The 19529-nt window shown below is 72.7% G+C and carries 18 protein-coding genes; 8 read left to right on the top strand and 10 right to left on the bottom strand.

Features of this window, described 5'->3' with window-relative positions; translation table 11 throughout:
* Positions 1–9: 9 nt before the first annotated feature.
* Complete coding sequence (locus IE252_RS11665) at positions 10–543, bottom strand: GNAT family N-acetyltransferase (protein WP_190089284.1); 534 nt, start codon at positions 541–543, stop codon at positions 10–12.
* Positions 536–1873: an MFS transporter gene (locus IE252_RS11660; protein WP_190089283.1), complete on the bottom strand. Its 1338-nt coding sequence runs from the start codon at positions 1871–1873 to the stop codon at positions 536–538. The genes IE252_RS11665 and IE252_RS11660 overlap by 8 nt, the downstream gene beginning before the upstream one ends.
* Before the next feature lie 94 nt (positions 1874–1967).
* Between IE252_RS11660 and IE252_RS11655 the strand changes: the two genes are divergently transcribed.
* A complete protein-coding gene (locus IE252_RS11655; protein WP_229848225.1) occupies positions 1968–3089 on the top strand; it encodes a serine hydrolase domain-containing protein in 1122 nt (373 codons plus the stop codon).
* A 7-nt stretch (positions 3090–3096) separates the two neighbouring features.
* Here the strand turns inward: IE252_RS11655 and IE252_RS11650 are convergent, their stop codons facing one another.
* From IE252_RS11650 to IE252_RS11640, 3 genes are all read right to left on the bottom strand, one after another.
* Entirely contained in the window at positions 3097–3624 is a 528-nt protein-coding gene (locus IE252_RS11650; protein WP_190089282.1) for a hypothetical protein, read from the bottom strand.
* Between the two features lie 45 nt (positions 3625–3669).
* Positions 3670–5550 (bottom strand): serine/threonine-protein kinase, encoded by a 1881-nt coding sequence (locus IE252_RS11645; RefSeq protein WP_190089281.1) that lies wholly within the window; start codon positions 5548–5550, stop codon positions 3670–3672.
* 182 nt (positions 5551–5732) lie between these two features.
* Positions 5733–5939 (bottom strand): DUF1918 domain-containing protein, encoded by a 207-nt coding sequence (locus IE252_RS11640; RefSeq protein WP_190089280.1) that lies wholly within the window; start codon positions 5937–5939, stop codon positions 5733–5735.
* Between the two features lie 138 nt (positions 5940–6077).
* Between IE252_RS11640 and IE252_RS11635 the strand changes: the two genes are divergently transcribed.
* The 4 genes from IE252_RS11635 to IE252_RS11620 all read left to right on the top strand — a co-directional run bounded on the left by IE252_RS11635 (position 6078) and on the right by IE252_RS11620 (position 10728).
* Positions 6078–6911, top strand: coding sequence for an NAD(P)H-binding protein (locus IE252_RS11635; protein WP_190089279.1), 834 nt, complete (start codon positions 6078–6080; stop codon positions 6909–6911).
* A 55-nt stretch (positions 6912–6966) separates the two neighbouring features.
* Positions 6967–8175, top strand: coding sequence for a cation:proton antiporter (locus IE252_RS11630; RefSeq protein WP_190089278.1), 1209 nt, complete (start codon positions 6967–6969; stop codon positions 8173–8175).
* Positions 8176–8479: 304 nt separating this feature from the next.
* Complete coding sequence (locus IE252_RS11625) at positions 8480–9340, top strand: SigB/SigF/SigG family RNA polymerase sigma factor (RefSeq protein ID WP_190089277.1); 861 nt, start codon at positions 8480–8482, stop codon at positions 9338–9340.
* A 137-nt stretch (positions 9341–9477) separates the two neighbouring features.
* Positions 9478–10728, top strand: a complete 1251-nt coding sequence (locus tag IE252_RS11620; protein ID WP_190089276.1) for an MFS transporter — start codon at positions 9478–9480, stop codon at positions 10726–10728.
* Positions 10729–10747: 19 nt separating this feature from the next.
* On the opposite strand, the gene IE252_RS11615 is transcribed toward IE252_RS11620, so the two are convergent.
* Entirely contained in the window at positions 10748–11113 is a 366-nt protein-coding gene (locus tag IE252_RS11615) for an ATP-binding protein (RefSeq protein WP_190089275.1), read from the bottom strand.
* A 314-nt stretch (positions 11114–11427) separates the two neighbouring features.
* Entirely contained in the window at positions 11428–11811 is a 384-nt protein-coding gene (locus IE252_RS11610; protein ID WP_190089274.1) for a peptidoglycan-binding domain-containing protein, read from the bottom strand.
* A 350-nt stretch (positions 11812–12161) separates the two neighbouring features.
* Here IE252_RS11610 and IE252_RS11605 point away from each other — a divergent pair, with 350 nt between their 5' ends.
* Positions 12162–12812 (top strand): hypothetical protein, encoded by a 651-nt coding sequence (locus IE252_RS11605; protein WP_190089273.1) that lies wholly within the window; start codon positions 12162–12164, stop codon positions 12810–12812.
* Positions 12813–12866: 54 nt separating this feature from the next.
* Here the strand turns inward: IE252_RS11605 and IE252_RS11600 are convergent, their stop codons facing one another.
* On the bottom strand, positions 12867–14186 hold the full coding sequence (locus IE252_RS11600) for an MFS transporter (RefSeq protein ID WP_190089272.1): 1320 nt from the start codon (positions 14184–14186) through the stop codon (positions 12867–12869).
* Between the two features lie 88 nt (positions 14187–14274).
* Here IE252_RS11600 and IE252_RS11595 point away from each other — a divergent pair, with 88 nt between their 5' ends.
* Both IE252_RS11595 and IE252_RS11590 read left to right on the top strand, forming a co-directional pair.
* A complete protein-coding gene (locus IE252_RS11595) occupies positions 14275–15141 on the top strand; it encodes an ArsR/SmtB family transcription factor (protein WP_190089271.1) in 867 nt (288 codons plus the stop codon).
* A 147-nt stretch (positions 15142–15288) separates the two neighbouring features.
* Complete coding sequence (locus tag IE252_RS11590; RefSeq protein ID WP_190089270.1) at positions 15289–16953, top strand: sigma-70 family RNA polymerase sigma factor; 1665 nt, start codon at positions 15289–15291, stop codon at positions 16951–16953.
* Positions 16954–16964: 11 nt separating this feature from the next.
* On the opposite strand, the gene IE252_RS11585 is transcribed toward IE252_RS11590, so the two are convergent.
* Both IE252_RS11585 and IE252_RS11580 read right to left on the bottom strand, forming a co-directional pair.
* Complete coding sequence (locus IE252_RS11585; RefSeq protein WP_190089269.1) at positions 16965–19043, bottom strand: SpoIIE family protein phosphatase; 2079 nt, start codon at positions 19041–19043, stop codon at positions 16965–16967.
* A 167-nt stretch (positions 19044–19210) separates the two neighbouring features.
* Positions 19211–19489, bottom strand: a complete 279-nt coding sequence (locus IE252_RS11580; RefSeq protein ID WP_190089268.1) for a hypothetical protein — start codon at positions 19487–19489, stop codon at positions 19211–19213.
* Between the last annotated feature and the right edge of the window lie 40 nt (positions 19490–19529).

Here is a 19529-nt window from a genome sequence, read left to right as displayed (position 1 = left end):
CCCGGCCGCTCACATCGGGTAGGAGAGCAGCCTCACCGGGCCGTCGGGCCAGGGCTCGTCGTCGTGCAGCGGGATCCACATGGTCCGCAGCGGCATGACGACGGGGCCGTCCGGCTGCCCCACTTCGACGTCCCGCTCCAGGGTGCGCCAGCCGAGCCGCCGGTAGAGCTCGACGAGCGGCGGCCGGCAGAACAGGAGAGCGTGCCTCGGCCCCCTGGTGCGCGCGTGGTCCAGGGCCGCGCCGACGACCAGCCGGGCCAGGCCGTGCCCGCGCAGATCGGGGGCCACGGCCACCCCGCCGACGCCCATCACCTCCACGTCGACCCCGCCGACCGACATCGGCAGCGACAGCAGCCCCGTGTGGGCCACCAGCCGTCCCTCGTGGCGGACGCCGAAGTGGTCCTCCTTGGGCAGCCAGGTCAGACCGGCGTCCGCGACACCGAAGGGGTCGGCGCCCTCGCCCAGGATCTCGCTCTGGTCGGCCTTCGTGTACCCGGCCAGCCGCACCGCGGCGAACGGCGCCAGGGGAAGTGGATCAGTCATCCCGACATGATCCACTACGGGCCGACTCCTGGCCAGGCCCGCTCAGGGCGGGGCCGCCCGCGACCGGTCCGGCCTGTTCGGGGCGGCGCGCGCGGACCGGGGTGAACAGCGCCAGCACCCCGGTGAGCAGACAGCACGCCCCGGCGACCAGGCACACCGACCCGGTGCCGTACCGCTGCGCGGCCCAGGTGAGGACGGCCGCGCCGATGGGGGCCGCCGAGTAGTGGATGGTCCAGAAGGCGGAGGTGACCCGGCCCAGCAGATGGTCCGGGGTCACTTCCTGCCGCAGCGACATCGAGCAGGTCCCGGACACACTGACGCAGCCGAGGAACGCGGCGGTCAGGGCCGCGATGCCCGCCACGCTCCCGGCCGAGCCGATCGCCGCCAGGGCGAGCCCGCAGACCGCGACGCCGCTGATCCAGGTCGCGCCGAAGCCGAGCCGGTGGCGGATCCGGGCGACCAGCAGCGCGCCGACGACCGTGCCCAGGGCGCCGACGGCGAAGACGGTGCCGACCGCTCCGTCGCCCTGGCCGAGGTCGTGCTTGAGGTGATAGATGATCAGGTCGTTGAGGCCGAGCGTCAGGAAGCTGAAGACCGACAGCAGAACGGTCAGGCTCCGCAGCACCGGATGCCGCCGCAGGAACGACACCCCGGCGGCGAACTCCTTGCCGATCGACTCCCGTCGCGGCTCCCGCACCGCGTCACCGGACGGCTCGGCCCGGCCCTTGAACCGGACGAGGCTCAGACAGACCGCCGACACCCCGAAGCTCACGGCGTCCACGGCGACGGCCGCCGCCGGGCCCACCCAGGCCGCCACCACACCCGCGAGCAGCGGCCCCACGACACCGGCCGCCGCTGCCGTCGCGTTCAGCCTGCCGTTGGCCTCGGTGATCCGGTCGCCCGGCACCAGCGCCCGTACGACGGTGACATACGTGACGGAGAACAGCATCCCGACGGCCTCGGCCAGCGGAAGCACCACGTACAGCAGCCAGATCTGCGGGCCGAACGCCCACACCAGCGGTATCAGCGCGTAGAGCACCAGGCGGACGAGGTCGCACGCGATCAGCAGCTTCCTACGGTCGAGGCGGTCGACCACGACCCCGGCGAACACCCCCGCGACGACCGCGGCCGCGCCCGCGGCGCCGGTCAGCAGGCCCATCTGCGCGACCGAGCCCGTCGCGTGCAGCACGAGCAGCGGCAGGGCGATCAGGGCGAACGAGTCACCGACGACGGAGAGGGTCTGCGCGGCCCAGAAAACGTCGAAGTCGCGGTCGCGCCACAGCGCGCGCGAACGACCGGGCAGGGGTTCGTCACCGGTGAGTTGAGGCATCCGGGGAGGGTAGCCCGCGGCCGCCGCGAAGTCCCACCCTTTTCTCCGGCCCCACCGGCGAGCGGCCGGGTGGGGGCGCTGTCATGATGCGGGGGTGGGTACCGGCGTGAACGCGAAGGTGCAGGCGCGGGTCGAGGCGGTCCTCGGCACGCTCGTCGGGTCCGGGGCGGAGAGCGGGCTCCAGGTCGCCGTCTACGCGGACGGCCAGCTCGTCGTCGACGCGTGCGCGGGTACGGCCGGTTCGCCGGACGGCCGCCCGCTCGGCCCCGCCACACTGATCCACGGCTTCTCCACCGGCAAGGGCTTCACCACCACGCTCGTGCATGTCCTCGCCGAGCGCGGGCTGATCGACTACGACACCCCGATCGCCCACTACTGGCCCGAGTTCGCCGCCCACGGCAAGGAGCGCGTGACCGTACGCCACGCCCTGACCCACACGGCGGGCGTACCGCAGCTGCCGGTCGCCCTCACCCCGGCCGAGCTGTGCGACTGGGACACCATGTGCGCCGTCGTGGCGGAGCAGGAGCCGCTGTGGGAGCCCGGCACCGACAGCGGCTACCACGGCTGGACCTTCGGCTGGATCCTGGGCGAGACCGTGCGCCGCGTCACCGGACTCACCCCCGCCGAGGCCCTGCGCACCTATGTCACCGAGCCGCTCGGCATTGCGGACGAGCTGTTCTTCGGCCTGCCCGAGGCCGAACTGCCGCGCACGGCACCGCTGGTGGAGGGCGGCTGGGGTGCCTGGCTGGCGTCGTTGCCGCCGACGGCGCCCTTCCGTGCGCTGGTCGCGCCGAACCCCGGCGTATGGACGGTCGCCGAGCTGGCCAACCGCCGCGACTTCCTCCTCGCGGACCTGCCCGCGGGCGGCACCACCACCGCCCGGGCCGCCGCGCGGCTGTACGCGGCGCTGCTCGGCGAGGTGGACGGCGTACGCCTGCTGCCCCGCGCCCGTGTGAAGCTCGCGACCGCGGTGGCCGTCAGCGGCAAGGACCGGGTGCTGCGCGCCCGGCACGCCAAGGGGCTCGGCTACTTCCTGGGCCTGCCCGAAATGGCCGGGGAACTCACCTCGTTCGGCCACCACGGCAGCGGCGGCAGCATCGCCTTCGCGGACCGCGCCCGCGGCCTGTCCTTCGCCCTGACCCGTACCCGCCTGGTCGCCCCCACGAACGACACGGCACGGCTCCTGGCGGACGAGGTCAGGGCGCACCTGCAATAGCGCCCCTCTACAAGTCGTGCACCGCCGTGCGAGCGGCGGAGACGAAGGCCAGGACCGACTCCCAGAAGGGGTCGTAGCACTGGTCGAACAGCGCGACGGCGTCCGGCTCGCCCTCGATCGACGCGCCAAGTGCCCGGTGCGGAGGCCGAGTCGAGAGCCTGAGCGTCTCGGCGGCCGCGGCCACGTTGTCCGGCCCCTCCAGGTTGATCACCCATATGAAGTGTCGGAGTCTGCCGTACTCCACCCTCAGGCTGGCCTGCACCTCCTTCAGCGCGGGGAGTTGTTCGGCGCGGCTGCCGCCCGACTTGTGGATGTCCGACACCGTCCAGTACAGCTCCGCCATCTTGTGTGCCTGCTCGATCAGGCTCACATAGGCCGACCGCCGTGCCTCGCTGATCCGGATGGTGCGCTGGGTGCGCTCGGTGGCGGCGGCCTGGATCTGGGCGGCGCGGGCCGTGCCGCGGCTGGTGACCCAGCTGGCGAGCACGGCCGTACCGGCGGTCAACGACGAGATCCAGAGCGTGGAGTCAGTCACGCCGGGGACTCTTCCCCCGCACGCTCCCCCCGATTCGGCCGGACCTCACGAGGCGGCCCCGCCGTTGACCCACAGCTGGGCGTGCTGGGTGGCGTCGCACGGGGTCACCATCGCGCCGTTGCTGCCCACTTCGAGGCAGTCACCGCTCGACGTGTTCTTGATGGTGCTGCCGGACGACGTGCGGGTGCCGATCCGCCAGTGCTGGCCGCCGGCGGTCTGGCCGCAGGGGAAGGTGGTGGCGTAGCCGGTGAAACCGCCGCCCCCGCCGAAGTCGCTGCCGCCCACGAGGCAGTAGCCGCTGCCCCGGTTGACCAGCTGGAAGGTGCCGTCGGAGGCGTACTTGAAGGTCCACGCGTACGACGCGGTGGACTCGCAGGGTCCGTACGAGGCGCCGGTGCCGCCGGCGCTCAGGCACTGGCTGTTGGAGACGTTCTTGACGCGGTAGGTGCCCGCTGAGCCGATCGCCGCGCCACCGCTCTGGGCGGGCGGGTCCGCCGGGGGGCGGTTGGTGCGGGTGCCGCCTCCGGCCGGTGTGCCGCCGCCCGAGCCACCCGAGCCGGAGCCGGCACCACCCGCCCCGCCGCCCGGGCGCGGGCCGGATCCCGGGGGTGCGGCGGTGGTGCCGGAAGCTCCGGAAGGTCCCGAGGAGGCCGCGCCCGACGGGCCCGAGGAGGCACTGGCGGCGGGCGACGACGGCGTGCCCGAGCGGTTCGGCTGCGCCGAAGGCGCTCCCCCGCGCTGCCCGGCGGAGTGCGCGGCGGGGGACGACGCCCCGGTGGCGGGCCGGTCCGCGCCGCGCGTGTCGGAGCCGTACGGCATCAGGCTGACGCCGATGACCGTGCCGCTCACGACGACCACGGCCGGGACCACCGCGAGCAGCACGCGGGGGCGGCGCTCGCGCGGCTTCTTGGCGGCGGGCGCGTCCTGCACCACGCCCACTTCCGGTGCGGCGGCGGGACGGAGGTTGACCGTCGACCGGGTGAACTCGGCGAGGTCGGGCACCTTCGCGGCGAACGCGGCCCGCTCGGACAGCCGCTCGGCGATGGCCGACGGCCACGCCGCGTCCACGGACGGTGCCTTCTCGCGGGCGAGGTCGGCCAGGTCGGACGCGGCGGGCCGGGCCGCGGGGTTCTTCGCCAGACAGGTTTCGAGCAGGTCCGCCAGCTCGGCGTCGATACGGCGCACCGGTTCGAGGTCGGGCTCCTCGTGCACGATGCGGTACAGCTGGGCGTGTCCGGCGCCCTCCCCGAACGGCGGCCGTCCCGTCGCCGCGTACACGACCAGACAGCCGAGGGAGAACACATCGGCGGCGCCGGTCAACCGGACGCTGCCCGCGGCCTGTTCGGGTGCCATGTAGGCGAGCGTCCCGATGACCATGCCGGTCTGGGTCAGCCTGCTCTGGTCCGCGGCCCGCGCGATCCCGAAGTCGATCAGGGTGAGGCCGTCCAGGGTGAGCATCACGTTGGAGGGCTTGAGGTCCCGGTGGACGATCTCCCGGGAATGCACGGCGTGCAGGGCGGACGCGGCGTCCCCCAGCAGCCGCCAGAGCGCCTCGCGCGGCAGTGACCCGCCGTGCAGCTCGACCGCCGCGTCCAGCGTGAGTCCGGGTACGTACTCGGTGGCGAACCACGGCGGCCGCGCGGTGCGGTCGGTGGCGAGCAGCGACGCGCTGACACCGGTGGGCAGCCTGCCCAGGTTGTCGAGTTCGTGCCCGAAGTGCCGCAGGAAGTCCTGGTCCTCGGCAAGGATCGGCAGGACCTGCTTGACGGCGGTGTAACGGCCCGAGGCCACCCCGAGGTACACCCGCCCCATGCCACCGGAACCGAGCCTTCCGACCAGCGGGAACGAGCCGATCTGCCGTGGGTCGTCCGGCGCGAGCGGCTCCGCTCCACTGCCACTCAGATCGACACCATGCTCCCCGCCCACAGGCGTGCCCCCTCGACTCGTCCACCCCTGGTGTCCCACCCGTCACTCCAGGGAGATCGACACCTTCCCATGGATGACATGTTCGTGCACGGAAAGGTTCCCGAGCGGGGGAACTGGCGTACGAGAAAATCCTTCAAGTGGGGTTTGTCAGGGGCGATTTCAAGACAGCGCCCACAACCTGGCTACCACCGCTCCTTCCTTGACGCTCCCTCCGACCGCACCGCGCAGTCGGGGCCCGGCGCCATGATCGACTCATGGCCGTCCGGGAAGCGGACCCGGTAGGGCGGCGCCCCGTTCTCCCCCAGCACCTGGACGATCTCGCCCGTCTTGTCGTGCTGGCCCACGACCCTGCCGTGCTGCACCAGCTGGTCACCCTCGGTCGCTCGCATCGAGGCCTCCCTCGGAAGCAGACTGGTCGGTAACAGCATTTTATGACCGTCTGGCCCGACAAGCCCGTTCTGACTTCCCCGACCATGTCGGATAGAACCAGGACGACCGGGACGACACGGCACCCCAGGAGGGCGCACATGACCACGCTGGTGATCGGGGCTCGCGGAAGCGTCGGACGACAGGTCCTCGACCAGCTCCTCGCCCTGGGCGAGCCGGTCCGGGCGTCCGCACGCACCCCGGAGACCGCGGACCTGCCCGCCGGCGTCCCCGTCGTCGCGGCCGACCTCACCAGGCCGCAGACGCTCCCGGCCGCGTTGGACGGCGTACGGAAGGTGTTCGTGTACGCCACGGCGGGCCTGGCCGACTTCGCCGTCGCCGCCCGCGCGGCGGGCGTCGAGCACGTGGTGGTCCTCTCCTCCGGGAGCGTGCTCCTGCCGTACGCGCACGGCAACGCGATCGCCGAGGAGCACCGCGCGATGGAGCGGGTGCTCGCCGCCTCCGGTCTGCGCTGGACCCCGATCCGTCCGCTCGTCCTCGCGAACAACGCGCTGGCCTGGTCGTACTCGATCCGCGCGGAGGGCGTGGCCCGGATGCTGCACCCGGAGGCGGCCACCGCGCCGATCCACGAGCGCGATGTGGCCGCAGCGGCGGTCGCCGCGCTGACCGGCCGCGCGGAGAGCGGGGTCAGCGATCTGCTGACGGGCGGCGAGCTGATGTCGCAGCGCCGCCAGGTCGAGCTGATCGGCGAGGCCGCCGGACGGCCGGTCCGGATCGAGGAGCTCACCGAGGCGCGGGCCCAGCGGGAGTTCGAGCGGTTCGGGTCGCCCGCGGCCGCCGCCTCGATTGTGCAGTTCATCGTCGCCGCGGCCCGGGGCGGATCCCCGGCGACCGGTACCGCGCGGCGGATCCTGGGACGGCCGCCGCTGCCGTTCGCACGGTGGGCGGCCGACCACGCGGCCATGTTCGCCTGACCAAGGGGCGCGGGGTATTGGGGGATTTTGGCTGTCTTTGTGCTAGATACGAGCCATGTCGCACACCGGGACGCTCATCCTGATCATGGCCATCGCGGTCCTCGCGCCCCTGATCGCATACGCCGTCGGCCGCTGGGCTCCCGTACCGGTCGCCGTCTTCGAGATCCTGCTCGGCGTCCTCATCGGCCCCGACATCCTGGACTGGGCCCGGAAGGACCAGCTCATCGACGTGCTGTCGCACCTCGGTCTTTCCATGCTGATCTTCCTGGCGGGGTACGAGATCGACTTCGGCGCGGTGCGCGGGGACACCCTGCGCCGGTCGGTGTGGGCCTGGCTGGTCACGCTCGGCCTGGCCCTCGGCATCGCCTTCGCGCTCACCGGCGGCGCGGCCGACAAGAGCTTCGTCATCGGCACCGCGCTCACCAGCACCGCCCTCGGGGCCGTCCTGCCCATCCTGCGCGACTCCGGCAGTCTGCGCGGGCGCTTCGGCACCGTGGTGATGGCCTTCGGCGCGGTCGGCGAGTTCGGCCCGATCATCGCGATGGCCGTGCTGCTCAGCGGGCGCGGGCCCGGGCGGGCCGGGGTCGTGCTGATCGCGTTCGCCGGCGTGACCGCGGCGGCCGTCTTCTGGGCCCTGCGGCCGCGCCCGCCCTGGTTCTCCCGGATCATCGCCAGGACCCTGCACAGCAGCGGCCAGTTCGCCGTCCGCTTCGTCATGCTGCTGCTCGCCTGCATGCTCGGGCTCTCGGCCGCCTTCGGACTCGACTCCCTGCTCGGCGCGTTCGCCGCCGGGCTGCTCACGCGGCTCGTCCTCGTCGGCGCGGCGCCCGACCACAGCGGTGACATCCTCGGCAAGGTCGAGGCAATGGGCTTCGGCTTCCTCGTACCGATCTTCTTCATCGTCACCGGCATCGAATTCGACCTGTCCGCCCTCCTCCACGGCGGCCGCCCCCTCGCCCTGGTCCCCGCCTTCCTCGTCCTCTTCCTGCTCGTACGCGGCGCCCCCGCCCTCCTCCTCGCGCCGAACGACCTCGCGCGCCGCGACCGCACCGCCCTCGCCCTGTACTGCGCGACCTGTCTGCCCCTCGTCGTCGCCATCACCACCATCGGCATCGACGACGGCACGCTCGACACCCGCGAGGGCGCGGCGCTCGTCGGCGCGGCCATCCTGTCCGTGCTGATCCTGCCGCTCGCCGCCCTGCGCATCCGGGCGGCGGCGGGTGCAGGGGAGCGGCACCAGGCCGAGGTGTCGGAGTCCTGGTGAGCCCCGCTCGTCTGCTCGCGGCCCAGTCTCCTCGTGCTCGCTGGGAGCGCAACTCTGGTGCAGGCGCGGCAGGTTCGGTGGATCCCCTGGGCGGCCCGAAGGGGCGCAATTAGGGGCGCGGGGAACTGCGCGACCAGTTGGGGACGGCCCGCAGACGAGCACCGGGCCGACAAGGGGCGCGGCCCGCCCCCAACCGCATTTCGGCCCCTTCGAAACAGGGCCGTGTGCGAAGTGAGTTCGCGGGTACACGCTCTTCGCGTTCGGAACGCGTTGGAAGCTGTACAGGTCGATCCAAGGAGAGATCATGACGACGGTCGAGGTCGGCACCACGGTGGGACAGCGGAGCCAGGTGGCACCCGAACTGCCTTTGGTCGAGTGCCCCGACAGGCTCGCCCCACGTGACGCCCGGGAATTGTCACGCCTCTTCTTCGAACAGCTCGCGGTACTGGAGGAGGGAACCCCCGCCCATCAGTACGCCCGCAACACCCTGATCGAGATGAACATGTCGCTCGTGCGCTTCGCCGCGCGGCGCTTTCGCCAGTACGCGGACGAGATCGAGGACGTCGTCCAGGTGGGCATGATCGGGCTGATCAAGGCGATCGACCGGTTCGAGCTGTCCCGCGAGACGCAGTTCGCCACCTTCGCCGTGCCCTATGTCGTCGGCGAGATGAAGCGCTTCTTCCGCGACACCACCTGGGCCGTGCACGTCCCGCGCCGACTGCAGGAGCGCCGCACGGAGCTGGGCAAGGCCCGGGCCGAGCTGGAGAGCCGGCTTGACCGCTCCCCGACCGTCAAGGAACTGGCCGCGCTGATGGACATCAGCGAGGAGGAGGTCCTGGAGGCCCAGCTGGCCGCCAACGGCTACCACTCCTCGTCCCTCGACGCCGCCCTGTCCGGCAACGAGGAGGAGGGGGAGGCCGCGCTCGCCGACGTCATCGGCTGCGAGGACCCGGCCATGGAGCTGGTCGAGGACTTCCAGGCCCTCGCGCCCGCGATGGACACGCTGACCGAGCGCGAGCGTTTCGTCGTGCACCTGCGGTTCGTGGAGGAGCGCACCCAGTCGGAGATCGGTGAGGCGCTCGGCGTCTCCCAGATGCAGGTCTCGCGCATCCTGCGCCGGATCCTCACCAAGCTGCGGACCGGCATGGGCGTCGCCGTCGAGTGACGCGTGGCCTGTTCCGCCCGCGTCGTGGCCCGGCCCCGGGTGGCTGTTTGACCCGGGGCGGTGCCGCCCGCTTTGATCGCTGCTCCAGGTGAGGTCGTTCCGGATCTCCGGGCGGGACAGCGAGGAGTGCGCCGGGCATGGCGGGCAGCAGAGCGCTCGGGCGCGGATTCGGATGGCTGTGGGCCGCGTACGGGGCGAGCACGCTCGGCACCTGGCTGGCGTTCGACGCGTTCCCGCTGGTCGCGATCCTCGCCCTGCACGCCGGGCCCGCCCAGGTGTCGGCGCTGGCGGCCGCGGGGCTCGCGGTGGGGGCGGCGGTCGCGCTGCCGCTCGGCCCGTGGGTGGAGTTCCGCCGCAAGCGGCCGGTGATGGTCGCCATGGACCTCGTCCGGTTCGCCGCGCTGCTGAGCGTCCCCGTCGCGTACGCCCTCGGCCTGCTGGGCTTCGGCCAGCTCCTGGCGGTGTCCGTGATGGTGGCCGCCTGCGACATCACCTTCAAGGCGGCGGCCGGGGCGTGCCTCAAGTCGCTCGTACGGCCCGAGGACCTGCTCGTCGCGAACGGCCGCTTCGAGTCCACCACCTGGACGGCCTCCGTGCTCGGCCCGCCGCTGGGCGGCGTCGCGATCGGGGTGCTGGGTCCGGTGACGACCGTACTGGCCAACGCCGTCAGTTTCCTGCTGTCCGCGGTGGGGATCCGCGCGATCGGCGGGCAGGAGCCGCGGCCCGTACGGACCGGTGCGCCCCGGATGCGGGCCGGGGACCTGCTGGAGGGGTGGCGGTACATCCTGGCCCACCGGACACTGCGCCCGCTGTTCTTCAACACGGTCCTGAACAACGGCCTGGTCATGGCCACCGCGCCGGTGCTCGCCGCGCTCATGCTCGGTGACCTCGGATTCGCGCCCTGGCAGTACGGCCTCGCGTTCGGCATCGCCTGCCTCGGCGGACTGCTGGGCTCGCGGCTGGCCGGCCCGCTCGCCACCCGGTTCGGGCAGCATCGGGTGATGGTCGCCTCCGGGACGCTGCGCGCGTGCTGGTCGGTCGGGCTCGGGTTCGTCCGGCCCGGGGTCGCAGGGCTGGTGCTCGTCATCGCCGTCGAGTTCGCGCTGATCACCTGCTCGGGTGTGTTCAACCCGGTGTACGCCACCTACCGGCTCGCGCGGACCGAGGACGACCGGGTGGCCCGTACGCTCTCCGCGTGGTCGGTCACCAGCAGCGCCACGATCGCGGCCATGACGGCGCTGTGGGGTCTGCTGGCCGCTGCCGCCGGGCCACGCACGGCCATAGCGATCGCCGGTCTGCTGCTCCTGGCGACCCCGCTGCTGCTGCCGTGGCGCGACGACGACCGTACGGCGTCGTACGAGCGGGATCTGACGCCGAGGTCGGCGTGAGCCCCTCGCGCCGCCACGACTACAGCGGCACGAAGACCTGGATGCGTTTGCCTCCCGACGGCAGCAGGCTGACGGTGACGCTGGTCGCCAGGCGGCAGATCATCGGCCAGCCGTAGCCGCCGGGGGTGAAGTCGCCGCTCGGCTCCTTCGTGGACGGCAGCCCGCAGCTCGCGTCCTCGACCACCAGCCGCAGCCCCACGCGGTCCGCCATCGCCTCGAACGCGGTGACACCGCCCGCGTGCCGCAGCGCGTTCGTCACCAGCTCCGACGTCACCAGCAGCGCGTCCGCGACCACCGTCTCCTGCGTCCACAGCGGCGATCTGCCCAGCACGGCGCCCAGCAGGGCCTTCACCCGCCTGCGCGCCTCCGCGGCGTCGACCGGCACGAGCCCGGTCCTCCCGGTAGGAGCCGTCTCCTCACTCACCTCACTGCCCCCGTCCTGCATGCGGAACCGCCCGCACTCACCCCCTGCGCACTTGCCCAGGGTTCCCATGGGTCAATCCCCCTCGCTTTCGTGAGGGAACCGCCTCGCCCACCGCCGGGCCGACCGCACAGGGTACGGGGGCGGGGGCGACCCCGCCGCGACGGGGGACGCGACGGGGCCTGGGGTCTCGGGTGCCCCGTGCCGATCCGATCATGCCGGTGATGCCGGTCGCACCCCAGGTGGCAGCACGTGCACCGGCCGCTGTGCGGCCCGGGTCAGTTCTTGGTCGGGACCACCGCCCAGCAGCCGTTGGTCCGCCACACGTCCTTGCCGCCGTTGTTCTGGGCCACCATGAACTCGATCGTGCCGCCGGTGTTCGGGCCCACGACCCCGTCGACCGGGAGGCGCCAGAAGCGCTGGAAGTTCACCACGGCGTCCTTGGTGTTCTTTCCGTACACGCCGTCCACGGTCAGCCTGGTGCCCGCGTACGCGTTGAACGCGCGCTGGACGCACTTGATCCCGGCCTTGTTCCCCGATCCCGTACCGATGTTGGCGACGCCCGGCTTGGCCTGCGCCGCGGTGGCGCCCAGCAGGCTCCCCACCATCAGCGCGGCGGCGCTCAGAGCGACCGACACCCGGCGTACGTCGACAGCACTCATGTCATCTCCCGTTTTCGCGTCCGATTTCCCGTCCGAATTCCGGCAACCGCACCCTAGGTCACCGCTGCTGACGAGGCATCAGGCGAGGGTTTCATCCCGGGTGAACTTTCGTGGTAGGCGACTTCGCCACACCTACCACGCCGGTCGTAGGACGTGCTCCCCGGCCGGTGATCCCTCGCATGATCGGGAGATTCACCGTTTCTCTCATCAACTCTTTAGTGTGCAGCCGATTCAGACGGGCTGCGTTTGTTTGGGTGAGGTGTGTATCTTTTTGAGAACTCGCCTGTGCTGTGCCCGCAGCAAGGGCCGGCATCCGGCGGCATCATCCAGCACGAGGAAAGCGAACTCCCATGGCGGACGAGCCGGACACCAGCACACTCAAGGACCAGTACGCGGCGCGTGTCACCGCCGATCTGGACGCCAACCAGCAGGACCAGTCACGTATTCGCGCCGAACTCGACACACTGAAGGGGCAACTCGAAGCCCTGGAGCGGGACCACGGCCTGCTGCAAACCATGCAGCACACCCTCGGCGGCGCCCCGGCGAAGGCCGCCCCCAAGAAGGCCGCGGCCACGAAGGCCGCTCCCGCGAAGGCCGTCGCACCGGCCAAGGTGCCCACCCCCCGGACGAAGAAGACCGAGGTCAAGGCCGCCGCGGCCAAGCCCGCCCGGGCCCCGCGCAAGAACACCGCTCCGGCGAAGACCGCTTCCCGGAGCAAGGCGGAGACCTCCGGCCCCACCCTGCGCGAGGTCGTGCTCGGCCTCTTCGCCGGACACCAGGAGCCGCGTACGGTCTCCGACGTCCTCGCCGAACTGACCACCGCCCACCCCGACCGCAAGACCAGCCCCCAGGTCGTCCGCAACACCCTCGAAGCGCTCGTCGCCAAGGGCGAGCTGGAGCGGGAGCGCAAGCAGGGCTCGGTCTTCTACACCGCCCCGGACAAGAAGTCCGCCGAAGCGGCTGCGACGCCCACCGCCGACGCCGTGCCCGCGAAGGCCTGACCCTTCTCCTCCGCCGGGGTTGGACCGGGTCGATGACTCTCTCGCCGTACGGCATCAGCCGCACGGAGTTCGGCGGACAGCACCTGTCCGCCGAGCCCCGTGCCCCTGGTCGGACACGGACATACGTACGTTTCGCACCGTGGCGAGGAACACCGGCACCACGGCGAGCAGTTCGCCCAGCGCTCCCACCCACAGCGCCGTGCGGGCACCGAAGTGCTCGGCCAGGGTGCCGCCCAGGAGTGCGCCGATCGGCATGGAGCCCCAGACCACGAACCGAAAAGTCGCCGTCATCCGGCCCAGGAGCGCGGGCGGGCAGAGTTGCTGGCGCAGGGCAACCGAGGTGATTTTGAAGGTCATGAACGCCGTCCAGCCGAGGCCCTGGAGCGCGACGGCAAGCGCGAAGCGCCAGTCGGACTCGTAGAAGGGCAGCGCGAGCAACCAGAGCACCCCACTGGTCAGCACGGACAGACACATCGCCGGTCCCTGGCCGAGGCGGGCGGCGATCCTCGTGGTGAGCAGACTGCCGAGGAAGCCGCCGACGGCTTCGGCGGTGAACACCAGACCGCACAGGAACGGGGAGAGGCCGAGGTCTCCGGCGAGCAGGACGAGCAGCATGGACGCGCCAATCGTGCCGCACAGGTTGGAGATCGCCGAGGTGAGGGTGAGCGCCCGCAGCGTCCGGTGGGCGAAGAGGAAGCGCAGCCCTTCGGTGATCTCACCGCGCAGGCCCGGCGTCGTCGTCGACGCGGGCGGCACTGTATCGGGGCGGCGTACGCGGGTGAGCAGGAGCGCGGAGGCGAGGTAGCTGACGGCGTCCACCACGACGGCGAGGGGTGCGGTGAGCGCCCCGACGAGCGCGCCTCCCGCACCGGGACCCGCGGCCTGGGTGAGGGTGCGGCCGGCCTCCAGTTTGACGTTGGCCTCCATCAGCCGGGGACCGTCGACGAGTTGGGGGAGGTGGCTCTGGGCGGCCACGTCGAAGAACACCGTGCACACGGACACGCCGAAGGCCACCGCGTACAGCTGGGGCAGGCTCAGCACGTCCAGCGCGCTCGCGACGGGCACCGAGGCCAGCAGTGCGGCGCGGCCCAGGTCACCGGCGACCATGACCCGGCGGCGGCGCGCCCGGTCCACCCACGCCCCGGCGGACAGCCCCAGGAGCAGGAAGCCGAGGTACTCGAACGTCATGAGCAGCCCGGCCTGGAAGGGGGTCGCGTCGAGGGCGCCGATGGCGATGAGGGGAAGCGCGAGGACGGTGACGGCCGTACCGGCCTGGCTGACCGTGTCGGCGGCCCAGAGCCTGCGGAAGTCGCGGTCGCGCAGCAGGGCGCCCGGCCGTGCCGGGGTGGTGTCCGTGGAGGAGGAGAGCGTCATGATCGCGCACTCCACCACCGGCGGGGCGGCCGGGCCATTGTTTTAGTCTGACCGAAAACGTCATGGGGTGATCGGGGGGGCGCGGGGCATGGGAGCGGTGCGGTTCGGGGTGGACGATCTGGTCAACCTGCGGTTCGCTATCTCGCCGTTGTGGGAGACGGTGGCGAGCCTGCGGGCTTCGGAGGACCCCGGGCGGCACGCCGTCCACCTGCCGTGGATCAAGAAGGCATTGGTCCTGCGCCAGGACGGCGAGCTGGCTCGGTGCCTCGATCCGCTGCGTACCGCACTCGCCGGTTTCGAGCCCCCTCCCCCACGGTGTCCGCTCACCGAGATCGAGGAGGAACTCGCCCTCGCCGGTGTGCCTTCCGAGGTGGGTGACGCGGTGTTCGCCTGGTGGCGGGCCGCCGTGCGGCCGTACTGGCCGCGCATCCGCGCCGTCCTGGAGGCGGACGTCGTCCACCGCACCCGCCAGTTGGCCGAGGACGGCATCCAGGAGGTGTTCGCCCACCTCCACCCCACCCTGCGGTGGACCGAGGACCGGCTGGTGTCGGTGGACCTGCCACGGGGCGAGTGGGGGCTCGACGGGGGCGGGATCACCCTGGTCCCCACCGCGTTCGCCACCCGCTGCCGTCTGCTGCCCGGCCGGGGCCCGACGCCGCCCTGCGTCCTGTACCCCGCGCGCGCCGTGGGCACCCTGTGGGAGCGGCGCGGCACCGCCGACGAGGGCCTGGCGCGGCTGCTCGGCCGCAGCCGCGCCCGGGTGCTCGCCGACACGAGCTCACCGGCCACCACCACGCAGCTGGCCGCGCGTACGGGCCTCAGCCTCGGCGCGGTATCCCAGCACCTCGCCGTGCTGCGCGACGCCGGTCTGGTCACCAGCCACCGCTACCGGCGCGAAGTCCACTACACGGCCAGCGGCATGGGTCTCGCCCTGCTCGGGCGGCGCACGGGGTGACCCCGCACGCCCGGGAAACGGCGGGGAAAAAGATTTCCTCCACGTTTTCGTTATCCGTCGCTCCCCCGCCGATCTCCCACGGTGGAGAAGCAGTCGGTTGGAGCCCGGAGACCACCGGGGCCCGGGGAGAGTGGACGAGGCGTGAACATGGAGTACGGGACGGCGACGGTCGAGGCGGCGCGAGCCGGCGATCAGCACGCCCAGGACGAACTTGTCGCGGCCTGCCTGCCGCTGGTCTACAACATCGTCGGTCGGGCGCTGAACGGTCACGCCGACGTCGACGACGTGGTCCAGGAGAGCGTGCTGCGGATGCTCGACGGCCTCGCGGGGCTGCGTGACCCCGCCAGCTTCCGGTCGTGGGTGGTGGCCATCACCATGAACCAACTGCGCCAGTACTGGCAGCGCGCCCGCACCCGGCCGGACGGCACCGGCATCCAGGAGACGAGTGACCTGCCCGACCCCGGCGCCGACTTCGTCGACCTGACGATCCTGCGGCTCGGGCTCTCCGGGCAGCGCAGGGAGGCCGCCGAGGCCACCCGCTGGCTGGAGCCCGAGGACCGGGGGCTGCTCTCGCTGTGGTGGCTGGAAACGGCGGGGTACCTGACCCGCGCCGAGGTGGCCGCGTCGCTCGAACTGACCCCGCAGCACACCGCCGTACGCGTGCAGCGCATGAAGGAGCGGCTCGACGCGTCGCGCCAGGTGGTGCGGACCCTGGCGGTCGCCCCGCGCTGCCACGAACTCACCGGCCTGCTCTCGCTCTGGGACGGTGTGCCCTCCTCGCTGTGGCGCAAGCGCATCACCCGGCACACCCGCGTGTGCCCCATCTGCTCCGGCCTCGCCACTGGACTCGTACCGCCCGAGGGCCTGCTGGCGGGGCTCGCCCTGGTGCCGGTGGCTTCGGCGGCGGGTCTGTTCGCGGCCCTGGCCGCGCACCGGGCCACCGCGCCCATGGCGTACGGGACGGTCGCCTCGGTGGAGCCGCCGCGGCCGCCGTCGCCGCCCGGCCGCCACCGCCAGGCACCCCGTGGCAAGGGCGCACCCTCCGAGGGGGCGACCCGGGGCGAGCTCCGCCGCGACCGCGACCGTGCCAGGCGGCGGCGCCGGGCCGCCGCGGTGCTGGCGGGCGCCACCGCGATAGGCGGCCTCGCCGTGGTCATCCACGTCTCGTCGGATCCGTCCGGGCCTCCCACCGCGGTCGCCGACGCCCCGGCCGACGGCACCGTCACAGCGGCGAGCCCCGACGGCGCCACCGCCACGGGGCCGACGCGCACCCCCAACTCCCCTTCCTCGAAGCCGAGTTCATCGCCGTCCCCGAGTCACTCGTCCGCCTCACCGAAGCCCACCGCGCACAGCCCCGCGCCGCACACCGCCACCGCCAAGACCCCCTCGTCGCACGCGCCCAAGGTGCCGAACTCCCTCGCCAAGCAGGGCTCGACCGCCCAGCAGGTGATCGCGCTGGTCAACACCGAGCGGGCCAAGAACGGCTGCGGCCCCGTGAGCGACAACTCCAAGCTCGCCACGGCCGCGCAGCGCCACTCCGACAACATGGCGGCACAGGATTTCTTCGACCACACCGACCCGAGCGGGTCGGGCCCCGGCGAGCGCATCCACGCCGCCGGATACCAGTGGTCCACCTACGGCGAGAACATCGCCCGCGGCCAGCAGACCCCGGCCGACGTCATGAACTCCTGGATGAACAGCCCCGGGCACCGCGCGAACATCCTCAACTGCGCCTTCAAGGAGCTGGGAGTCGGCATCCACAACGGCCCCGGGGGCCCTTGGTGGACCCAGGACTTCGGCACGCAGATGTAGGTGTGAGCCGATCAGGTGGCCGTGAGGGCGTGGGCCCGGGCGATCAGCAGGGCCACGTCGTCGTGGGTGTCCGGGCGGCGCAGGGCGGCGAGGAGGAAGTCGCAGGTGTCCTCAAGCGGGCGGCTGGGGCCGGTCAGCAGATCGGTGAGGGTCGCGAGCCGGGTGTCGATGTCCTGGTCGCGGGTCTCGATCAGACCGTCGGTGTACAGGACGAGGTCGTCGCCCGGGTCGAGGGTGACGGCGGTGGTCGAGAACGGGACGCCGCCCACGCCCAGCGGCGCTCCGGTGGGCAGGTCCAGGAGCCGGGGCGGGCGGCCGGGACGCAGGTGCACCGGCGGCGGGTGGCCGGCGACGGCGATGTGGCACAGGTGCGTGTGGGGGTCGTAGAGCGCGTACACACACGTCGCCGTCGCATCGCCCAGGTCGGCGGTGGCGGCGTCCAGATGGGTCAGCACGGTCGCGGGGGCAAGGTCGAGCCGGGCCAGGGCGCGGGCCGTGGCGCGCAGTTGGCCCATGGTGGCGGCGGCGTTGATGCCACTGCCCATCACGTCGCCGACGACCAGGGCCGTACGGTCGCCGCTGAGGGCGATGACGTCGAACCAGTCGCCGCCGGTCTCGTCGTCGGCCGCGGCCGGCTGGTAGCGGTAGGCGATGTCCAACCCGCGTGGTGCGGCGGGGCGTTGGGGCAGCAGATGGCGCTGGAGCATCAGGGCCGTCTCGCGCTGGCGCTGGTACCAGCGGGCGTTGTCGATGGACACCGCCGCGCGGGCGGCGAGTTCGGTGGCCAGCAGCACGTCGTCCTTGCTGAACGGGGCGGGGTTGCGGGCGCGCTTGAGGTCGAGCGCGCCGAGGACCTGGCCGCGGGCGATGAGCGGGACGGCGAGGTAGGAGTGGACTCCGGCGGCGGCGAGCAGGTGCACGGCGTCCTCGTTGCGGGCGATGCGCGGCAGGTCCTGGGGGCGTACCCGGGGGACGAGGACGGGGCGGCCGGTGCGGGCGCACTGGGTCACCAGCCGGGTGGGTCCGTACAGGGCGACGTCGCCGACCGCGTCGGCTGCCTCGGTGGCCGGGGTGGGGTAGGCCGCGTTGAGCGCCAGCGCGCGGAACCGCACGGCGCCGTCCGCCTCCCCCGGCCGGGGACCGGCCAGGACGGTGTCGAGCACGTCGACGGCCGCGATGTCGGCCACCTCCGGGACGGCGACGTCGGCCAGCTCGCGGGCCGTCACCTCCAGGTCGAGGGTGGTGCCGATACGGACGGACGCGTCCGCGATCAGTGACAGCCGGCGCCGGGCCTGGGCGGCGGAGACGGCCGCCTCGTGCTGCTCGGTCACGTCGACGACGGACACCGCGACGCCGAGGACGTGCCCGGCCTGGTCGTCGAGCCGGTACACCGACACCAGCCAGGAGTGGTCCCGCTCGGGGTCGGCGGCGGTGCGGCCGGTGGTGAACTCGTCGAGCACCGGGCGCCCGCTCGCCATCACCTCGCGCATCCGTTCCTCGACGGTGGCCCCGTCCAGGAACGGCAGCACGTCGACGATCCGGCGCCCCAGGTGCTCGTCGGCCGGAACGCCGTTGATGCGCTCCAGTGCGGGGTTCACCAGGACGTACCGCAGCTCGGTGTTGAGGACCGCCAGGCCGATGGGCGATTGGTCCACGAGCCGCAGCGACAGGGCCAGATCGCGCTCCACCCGCCGCAGCGTGGCCTGCTCGGAGGCCAGGCCCAGTGCGAACATACGGCCGTTGTCGGCTTCCAGGCGCACGTTGCGGAACTCCACCAGGAGGGAGCTGCCGTCCTTGTGCCGGACCGGGAAGACGCCCGCCCAGGTGCCCTCGCCGGACATCACCTGGGCGAACAGCCGCAGCACCACATCGCGGTGCTCCTCGTCCACCAGCAGCTTCGCGGCGTACTGCCCCAGCGCCTCCTGGGCGGTGTACCCGTACACCCGCTTGGCCTGCGGACTCCACAGCCGGATGCGGCCCTCGGCGTCAAGGACGACCGCGGCCACCCCGAGCACGTCCAGCAGACCACCGGCCACCAGCGACGGATCTCTCGCCCCCGCGCGGGCCGGGAAGGACTGCGCACCAGCCATCACCGGCCTCCTCACCCGTACGCCCCTGCGCGGGACACGCCCGCTGGCCAGGCCCAGGCCGATCGGCACGACTTTCCGTCTTCCATGCTGCGCCCGGACGCCCGGGCGTGCGACCGGGCGCGGGCCGCGGTCGGCCGAACGGCGTGCGCAGTGGCCCGGCGGCGGAGTCACTTCCGGTGGCGCCGGCCCCGCAGGACGAACAGTGCGCCCGCCATGGCCGCCACGGCCAGCAGGATCTGCCGGGGGTGGGCGCGCCCTGCCATCGCCGCCACGGCCGTCGCCCGGCGTACGGGCTCGGGGGTGTGGTCGCGGACCGTGCGGGCCGCCTGGCCGACTGCCGTGCGGGCCCCGGCCGCCGCCTCGGTCGTCCGGTGCGTGGCGTGTGTCGCGCGTTCCTTCAGGTCCGCCTCGGCGGCGAGCCTGGCCGCGCTGTCGGTGATTCCCATCGGTGCCCCTCTCTCGTAACTCCGGATTCTCGGCTGTCTG

It is taken from the genome of Streptomyces melanogenes (assembly GCF_014649795.1).
In the GTDB taxonomy this organism is placed as follows: domain Bacteria; phylum Actinomycetota; class Actinomycetes; order Streptomycetales; family Streptomycetaceae; genus Streptomyces; species Streptomyces noboritoensis.
Note: the sequence above shows the minus strand (reverse complement) of the source record. Positions and strands in the feature narration are given on the sequence as shown.